Origin of the sequence: Gluconobacter sp. P1D12_c (assembly GCF_018812105.1) — a bacterium.
In the GTDB taxonomy this organism is placed as follows: domain Bacteria; phylum Pseudomonadota; class Alphaproteobacteria; order Acetobacterales; family Acetobacteraceae; genus Gluconobacter; species Gluconobacter oxydans_A.
This window is the reverse complement of record NZ_JACSIQ010000604.1, coordinates 1-413: the sequence shown is the minus strand read 5'-3', so window position 1 is coordinate 413 and position 413 is coordinate 1. Positions and strand designations below refer to the sequence as shown.

General features: G+C 47.9%; 1 protein-coding gene. It reads left to right on the top strand.

Going from position 1 to position 413, the window contains the following annotated elements:
* On the top strand, positions 1–413 hold a 413-nt coding region (locus tag KP705_RS18350; protein ID WP_215765338.1), incomplete at both ends, for a hypothetical protein.

Genomic DNA, 413 nt, shown 5'->3' with positions numbered 1-413 from the left:
GGGTAAGGAAGCGAAGGAATCACGCGGAGAGATTTTTGATGAAGGACCGTCTGAGAATGGGTGTGAGTCAGCTTCTCGGATAGGTTTTTATGAGCTGCTTCGTCGCAACAGTGGGAACAAGGTTGATGTGTTTAAACATCTTGAACGCATTGGCAGGGATGAGGCCATAAGGCTTCAATCTGATCGCATTGCTGACAGGCTTGAAGGTCTGGGGATTCCGTCTAGGCGTAAGAAGCAGGATGGCACCTTTTTCAAGGTGGGTTTGCTGTCTGGATTAGCTAAGCAGATGGATGAACAGTTTAGGCATATCATGTTCATTCCTGCTGTTGCTGTTGCTGAGCGTCGCCAGTTGAGGAATGAGCTGACCTATTGGATTGATAACATTCTCCCGAATAAGGGGAAGTATCTGCGGT